General features: G+C 77.1%; 6 protein-coding genes. 5 read left to right on the top strand and 1 reads right to left on the bottom strand.

Annotated elements, in window-relative coordinates; genetic code table 11:
* Window positions 1-123: 123 nt before the first annotated feature.
* Window positions 124-1065 (top strand): 1,4-dihydroxy-2-naphthoyl-CoA synthase, encoded by a 942-nt coding sequence (locus ACRYR7_RS23225; RefSeq protein ID WP_432574558.1) that lies wholly within the window; start codon window positions 124-126, stop codon window positions 1063-1065.
* A 279-nt stretch (window positions 1066-1344) separates the two neighbouring features.
* Here the strand turns inward: ACRYR7_RS23225 and ACRYR7_RS23220 are convergent, their stop codons facing one another.
* Window positions 1345-3708 (bottom strand): putative bifunctional diguanylate cyclase/phosphodiesterase, encoded by a 2364-nt coding sequence (locus ACRYR7_RS23220; RefSeq protein ID WP_432574556.1) that lies wholly within the window; start codon window positions 3706-3708, stop codon window positions 1345-1347.
* Between the two features lie 251 nt (window positions 3709-3959).
* On the opposite strand from ACRYR7_RS23220, the gene menE reads away from it, so the two are divergent.
* The 4 genes from menE to ACRYR7_RS23200 all read left to right on the top strand — a co-directional run bounded on the left by menE (window position 3960) and on the right by ACRYR7_RS23200 (window position 6940).
* Window positions 3960-5246, top strand: coding sequence for an o-succinylbenzoate--CoA ligase (menE, locus tag ACRYR7_RS23215; RefSeq protein WP_432574554.1), 1287 nt, complete (start codon window positions 3960-3962; stop codon window positions 5244-5246).
* Window positions 5247-5302: 56 nt separating this feature from the next.
* Window positions 5303-5569, top strand: coding sequence for a PLD nuclease N-terminal domain-containing protein (locus ACRYR7_RS23210; protein ID WP_432574553.1), 267 nt, complete (start codon window positions 5303-5305; stop codon window positions 5567-5569).
* Window positions 5570-5715: 146 nt separating this feature from the next.
* Window positions 5716-6633, top strand: a complete 918-nt coding sequence (locus ACRYR7_RS23205) for a 1,4-dihydroxy-2-naphthoate polyprenyltransferase (RefSeq protein ID WP_432574560.1) — start codon at window positions 5716-5718, stop codon at window positions 6631-6633.
* Window positions 6634-6646: 13 nt separating this feature from the next.
* The gene (locus tag ACRYR7_RS23200; RefSeq protein WP_432574551.1) at window positions 6647-6940 is read left to right on the top strand and encodes a hypothetical protein; all 294 of its coding nucleotides are present in this window, start codon (window positions 6647-6649) and stop codon (window positions 6938-6940) included.
* The last annotated feature ends 53 nt before the right edge of the window (window positions 6941-6993 follow it).

Below are 6993 nucleotides of genomic sequence, written 5' to 3'. Positions count from 1 at the left end.
GGAAGTGGCAACTTCCTTGATCACCGCAGGAGGGGCGGGGGCGGGGGGACGCGCGAGGGAGAGGTGGTCCGGGCAGGGGCGGGCGCGCGGGGGGCCGGCGGAGGGGGTCGTAGGGTCGGGGGGGTGTCGGCCCTGGACGGTGTGAGCGAGACCTTCGACCCCTCGGCGTGGGCGGAGGTGCCCGGCTTCGAGGACCTCACCGACGTCACCTACCACCGGTGCGTGCGCCCCGGCCGCGAGCGCGGCACCGTCCGCATCGCCTTCGACCGCCCCGAGGTGCGCAACGCGTTCCGCCCGCGCACCGTCGACGAGCTCGCCCGCGCCCTCGACCACGCCCGCCGCACCCCCGACGTCGGCTGCGTGCTGCTCACCGGCAACGGCCCCAGCCCCAGGGACGGCGGGTGGGCGTTCTGCTCCGGCGGCGACCAGCGCATCCGCGGCCGCTCCGGCTACCAGTACGCCGAGGGCGACACGGCCGACACCGTCGACGCCGCCCGGGTCAAGGCCGAGGGCGGGCGCCTGCACGTGCTGGAGGTCCAGCGCCTCATCCGGTTCATGCCCAAGGTCGTCATCGCCGTCGTGCCCGGCTGGGCCGCCGGCGGCGGGCACTCCCTGCACGTCGTCGCCGACCTCACCCTCGCCAGCGCCGAGCACGCCCGCTTCAAGCAGACCGACGCCGACGTCGGCTCCTTCGACGCCGGCTACGGCTCCGCGTACCTCGCCCGCCAGGTCGGGCAGAAGTTCGCCCGCGAGATCTTCTTCCTCGGCCGCCCCTACACCGCCCAGCAGGCCCACGAGATGGGCATGGTCAACGCCGTCGTCCCGCACGCCGACCTCGAGGAGACGGCCCTGCGGTGGGCCGCCGAGGTCAACGGCAAGTCCCCCACCGCCCAGCGGATGCTGAAGTTCGCCTTCAACGCCGTCGACGACGGCATGGTCGGCCAGCAGGTCTTCGCCGGCGAGGCCACCCGCCTGGCCTACATGACCGACGAGGCCGTCGAGGGGCGCGACGCCTTCCTCGGCAAGCGCGAGCCGGACTGGTCGCCGTTCCCCTGGTACTTCTGAGCGCCCCGGGAGCCCCGGAACCCTGTGCCGGGTTCGTGCCCGGGCTGCGGGGTGACCGCGCGTCCGGGCTCTCCGCCCGCCGCCGAGTGCACCGCCACGCCCGGGTGCGCGGGGCGGGCTCCGGACGCCCGGTCGCGCGGCCTCCCCTCCGCCCTTCCCGGTGACCCTGCGCCCGGTCGTGCACCTAGCCGGGCCGGATCGGGCCACGCACCCACCCCGAGCACCCGTCGCAACCCGACAACGCGGACGCACCCCGACCGAGGGACCGGCAGACCCGCGTCAGGCGATGAGGGGGCTGGCCACCGTCCCCCCGAGGAAGGTGCGCAGCTGCTCCAGCGGCATGGGGCGGCAGTAGAGGTGGCCCTGGGCCAGCGGGCAGCCCATCTCGCGCAGGATGCGCGCCTGCTCGGCGTCCTCGACGCCCTCGGCCACGATCGACAGGCCCAGGGCCAGGCCCATCTTCACGATGCCCTCGACGAGGGCGCGGGCGGTGGGCTCGGTGGCGATGTCGCGCACGAAGCTGCGGTCGATCTTGAAGGAGGAGAACGGCCGGTGGCGCAGGTAGCCGAGGGAGGAGAACCCGGTGCCGAAGTCGTCGATGGTGAGGGCGGCGCCGGTGTCGGCGAGCTCGCGGAGCATCTCGACGGTGTCGTCGTCGATCATGACGCTCTCGGTCATCTCCAGGTGCAGCCGGCAGCCGCCGGCGGCGGTCTGGCGCACGGCGGCGGCGACGCGGGTGGTGAAGTCGGGGTGGCGCAGCTGCACGGGTGAGACGTTGACCATGAGGTCCAGGCCGCGGCCGGCGTGGAGCTGGACGTCGGCGGCGTCGCGGGCGACGGTGCGCAGGACGGCGTCGCCGATGCCGACGACGGTGCCGGAGCGCTCGGCGAGGCCGATGAACTCCTCCGGCCCGACGAGGGGCTCGCTGCCGTCGGTGCGGTCGCGGCGCCAGCGCACGAGGGCCTCCATGCCGACGACGTCGGACGTGGTGAGGTCGACGATGGGCTGGTAGTGCACGACGAAGGCGTCGGCGGGGGCCTGCTGGAGGTCCTCGATGACCTGCAGGCGGGCGATCTCCTCCTCGAGGAGCTCGGAGCGGAACTCGACCCAGCGGTTCTTGCCGGTGGCCTTGGCGCGGTACATGGCGGTGTCGGCGTTGCGCAGCAGGGTGCCGACGTCGTCGCCGGGGCGGGCGCGGGCGCAGCCGATGCTGCCCTGGGCGCGCACGACGTGCCCGCGCATGCGGACCTCGACGCGCAGGGCGGCCAGGACGCGCCGGCACAGGCCCTCGACGTCGAGGCAGCGGGGGGCGAGGACGGCGAACTCGTCGCCGCCGAGGCGGGCGACGGTGCTGGTGCCGCGCAGGGTGTCGCGCAGGCGGGTGCCGACCAGGCGCAGCAGCTCGTCGCCGGCGTCGTGGCCGAAGCGGTCGTTGACGCCCTTGAAGCCGTCGAGGTCGAGGTAGAGGACGACGAGCTGGTCGAGGTGGCCGGCGGCGCGGGCGCGCTCGAGCTCCAGGGCGAGGCGCTCGGTGAACTGCAGGCGGTTGGGCAGGCCGGTGACGACGTCGCGGCGGGCGAGGCCGTGCATCTCCTCGTTGGCGCCGACGCGGAAGAACGCGGCCTCGCCGACGGAGGCGAGGGCCTCCAGGGCCTTCTCGTCGCCGGCGCGCTGGGCGGCGTCGCGGTGCTGGGGGGCGGTGACGTAGAGGACGAGGCCGTCGCCGGCGACGACGGGCACGCCGATCTCGCCCTCGCCGGGGCCGACGGAGCGCACGGTGGCGGCGGGGGTGCCGGCGACCATGCGGGCGTGCTTGGCCAGCGCGCGGGCCAGGTCGGCGCGCCGGCCCTGGGTGTGCAGGGCGGTGGCGGCCTCGAAGAGGGCCTCGGTGCGGCGGGCGACGTCGCGGGTGGTGCGCATGGCGCGGGTGGCGATCATGGTGATGACCATGGGGATGACGAGCAGGGCCGCCGCCCAGTCGGGCATCTCCTCCTCCACCAGGCCGCCGAGGTAGCCGACGGCGCCGACGGCCAGGGAGGCGCCGCCGACGAGCCAGGTGCCGCCGTGGGCCAGCTCCGAGCGCACGGTGGTGTGCTCCTGCAGGGCGACGGAGACGGCGGAGACGAGCAGGTCGACGACGAAGACGGCGGCGACGGCCAGGGTCACGTGCAGCAGCTCGCGCAGGTCGCCGTGCAGGGCGACGGCCCTGCCCTCCCCCTCGGCGCCGAGCAGGTGCAGGACGCCGACGGCGACGGGCGCGAAGAGGGAGCCGATGGAGGCGTTGAAGACGCGGCTGACCCAGCTCTTGCGCTGCAGCAGGTTGGTCGGGACGACGCAGACCACCCAGGCGAGCCAGGCCGTCCACAGCGGCGCGAAGCACAGCAGGAAGACCAGCACGCCCACGTCGAACTGCACCTCGACGCCGGCGTGCTTGGTGCTCACCGGGAAGGGGAAGCGGGTCATGAGCTGCACGAGGGGGAAGCCGACGAGCAGGCACCAGCCGAGCAGGCGCAGCGCCTCGGCGTCGGCGTGGCGGGCGAAGCCGACCGCGGCCACGACGGCGGCGCAGACGGCGGCGAGGGCGACCAGCGCGTCGTAGCCGACGCTGGCCGGCGGACGCCGGTCCGGAACCGTGGTGCTCACCGTCACGTACCCCCTACCCAGCGCGAGCCCGGATATCCTGACACTCCGATCACGAGTGGTCACGCTCAATGGAGCACTCACGCTCGACGTCCTGCGCCGGGAGCAGCGTGACGCACGCGCAGTCACCCTGGCCAGACGCAGGGTGATTCTCTCACCGCGGACGGCGGATCCGCTCCACCCCCTCGGTCACGGCGCCACCCGCCCGGCCCCCGGCCGGCCCCCCGCGGCGCCGGCCCGCCTACGCTCCACGGGTGGCCGTCCCCGCGCCCCGGGCGCTGCGCGCCCTGCCCGTGCCCGCCGGCGCGCGCGCCCTGGAGCTGCTGCCCCTGCTCGCCGACGCCCTCGCCGGCCGCTCCGACGCCGCCTGGCACCCGCACGCCGCCGGGCAGGCCCCCCACCCCGCCCTGCGCACCGGCGAGGCGCTCGCCCCCGGCGAGGACGACCCCGACGACCCCACCGCCGTCGTCGTCGCCACCTCCGGCTCCACCGGCACCCCCAAGGGCGCCCTGCTCAGCGCAGGCGCCCTGCGCGCCTCCGCCGACGCCACCGCCCGCCGCCTGGCCGGCCCGGCCGCCGGCACCGGCGCCGAGCAGTGGGTCCTGGCGCTGCCCGCCCACCACGTCGCCGGCCTGCAGGTGCTGCTGCGCTCCGTGCGCGCCGGCACCGAGCCCGTCGTGGTGGACACCGCTGGCGGCTTCGACCCCGCCGCCTTCGCCGCCGCCACCGCCGCGGCCACCGCGCCGCGGCTGCTGACCTCCCTGGTGCCCACCCAGCTCGTGCGCCTGCTCGACGCCGGCGCCGAGGCCACCGCCGCGCTCACCGCCTACGCCGCCGTCCTCGTCGGCGCCGCCGCCACCCCCGCCCCCCTGCTGGCCCGCGCCCGCGCCGCCGGCGTGCGCGTGGTGACCACCTACGGGATGTCCGAGACGTGCGGCGGCTGCGTCTACGACGGCCGCCCCCTCGACGGCGTGAGTGCCGCCCTGGAGGACGACGGGCGCCTGGCCCTGACCGGTCCCGTCGTCGCCCGCGGCTACCGCGGCCTGCCCGGCCACCCCGCCTTCCGCACCGCCCCCGACGGCACCCGCACCTTCCGCACCGACGACGCCGCCGCCCTCGAGCGCGACGGGTCCACGACGGACGGCAGGACGGGCGGCGGGGCGGGCGGCGGGGTGCTCGTGCGCGTCACCGGCCGCCTCGACGACCTCATCACCACCGGCGGGCTGAAGGTCGCCCCCGCGCTCGTCGAGGACGCCCTCGCCGCCGCCCCCGGCGTCGCCGAGGCCGTCGTCGTCGGCGTGCCCGACGCCGAGTGGGGCCAGCGCGTCGTCGCCGCCGTCGTCCCCGCCCCCGGCGCCACCCCCACCCTGGAGGGGCTGCGCGCCGCCGTCCGCGAGCGCCTCGCCGCCCACGCCGCCCCCCGCCAGCTCCTGCTGCTCGACGCGCTGCCCCTGCGCGGGCCCGGCAAGCCCGACCGGGCCGCGCTGCGCGACGCCGCCGCGCGCGCCGGGGGAACGGACCGCGCCCCCCGTTCGTCGTGACGGGGTAGCTCGACGACGGGGTTCCAGTGACGGGACCCGAGGAGGAGGTGGGAGCGGTGCGCAGCGTGCTGCCGGTGCTCCTCGTGCTGGCGCTGACCGTCTACTGCGTGGTCAGCATCGTGCAGGCCGGTGAGGGCGAGGTCCGCAACCTGCCCAAGTGGGGCTGGCTGCTGCTGGTGCTGTTCTTCCCCCTGGCCGGGGGCCTGGCGTACGTGGTCGCGGGGCGGCCGGCGGCCGGGGCCGTGGGGCGCCGCACCCCGCCGGGGCGCCGGCCGGGGCCCAAGGGGCCGGACGACGACGAGGACTTCCTGCGCGGGCTCTGAGCCCTCCGCGCCGGGTCCCGTGCTCTCGCGCCCGGGCCCGCGCCTGGGCCGCGGGGGACCGCGAGCACCCGCCCGGGTGACCCTCGGCGGGTGACCGGGTGCGGCGCTTGGCACGATGGACCCTCGTGCCGGACCCCGCTGAACCCCTGCCCCCCTCCCCCGTGCCCCTGCCGGCCTCCTCGCCGCCCGGGCGGCGCCCGACGGCGGCGCAGTGGGTGTCGGCCGCGCGGCCGCGCACGCTGCCGGCGGCGCTGACGCCGGTGCTGGTGGGCACGGGCGCGGCCGCCGCGCTGGGCGGGTTCGCCGCGGTGCCGGCGGTGCTGGCGCTGGTGGTGGCCCTGGCGCTGCAGGTGGGCGTGAACTACGCCAACGACTACTCCGACGGGGTGCGCGGCACGGACGCGGACCGGGTGGGGCCCTTCCGGCTGGTGGGCTCGGGGGCCGCGGAGCCGCGCACGGTGCGCGACGCGGCGTTCGCGTGCTTCGCGGTGGCCGGGCTGGCGGGGCTGGCGGTGGTGGCGCTGAGCGGGCACTGGTGGCTGCTGCTGGTGGGGGCGGCGTCGGTGGCGGCGGCCTGGTACTACACCGGCGGCAGGCGCCCGTACGGGTACGCGGGGCTGGGCGAGGTGTTCGTCTTCGTCTTCTTCGGCCTGGTCGCGGTGCTGGGCACGACGTACGTGCAGGCGGACCGCGCCGGCGGCGCGGCGCTGGCCGGGGCGTTCTGCGTGGGCCTGCTGGCGTGCGCGATCCTCGTGGCGAACAACCTGCGCGACGTGCCCACCGACGCGCTGGCGGGCAAGCGCACCCTGGCGGTGCGCCTCGGGGAGCGGCGCACCCGCCTGCTGTTCGCCGCGCTGGTCGCCGGCGGCTTCGCGGCGGCCCTGACGACGGTGCCGCGGCACCCGGCGGCGCTGCTGGTGCTGCTGGCGCTGCCGCTGGCGGTGCGGCCGCTGCGCACGGTGCTGGGCGGGGCCACGGGCCGGGACCTGATCCCGGTGCTGAAGGACACCGGGCTGCTGGAGCTGGCCGCGGGCGCCCTGCTGGCGCTGGGTCTGGCGCTCTGAGAGGGTGCGCGGCATGGGTGAGGTGGACGTGCAGGCCGACGGGGAGCACCGCTACGCGGCGACGCTGACGACCTCGGGCGGTGCCCGCTCCGAGCACGTGGTGACGTGCGACGAGGTGGTGCTGGAGCACGCCGGTGCCACGAGCGCGGAGGAGCCGGTGCTGGTGCGCCGGGTGCTGGAGGTGCTGCTGCGCGCCGCGGAGGACGCGGAGGCGTCGGGGCACGTGGCGGCGGTGCCCTCGCTGATCGACCTGCGCGAGCTGGACCGCGAGCGCCCCGAGCTGCTGCCGGGCCTGCCGCTGCGCTGAGGGCCGGCGCCGCCGGTGCACGCGCGGGGGCCCGGGACCGTGAACGGTCCCGG

This window comes from Kineococcus gurbantunggutensis (genome assembly GCF_050871925.1).
Lineage (GTDB): Bacteria > Actinomycetota > Actinomycetes > Actinomycetales > Kineococcaceae > Kineococcus.
The sequence above is the reverse complement of the archived record's forward strand: the minus strand, read 5'-3'. Positions and strand labels throughout refer to the sequence as shown.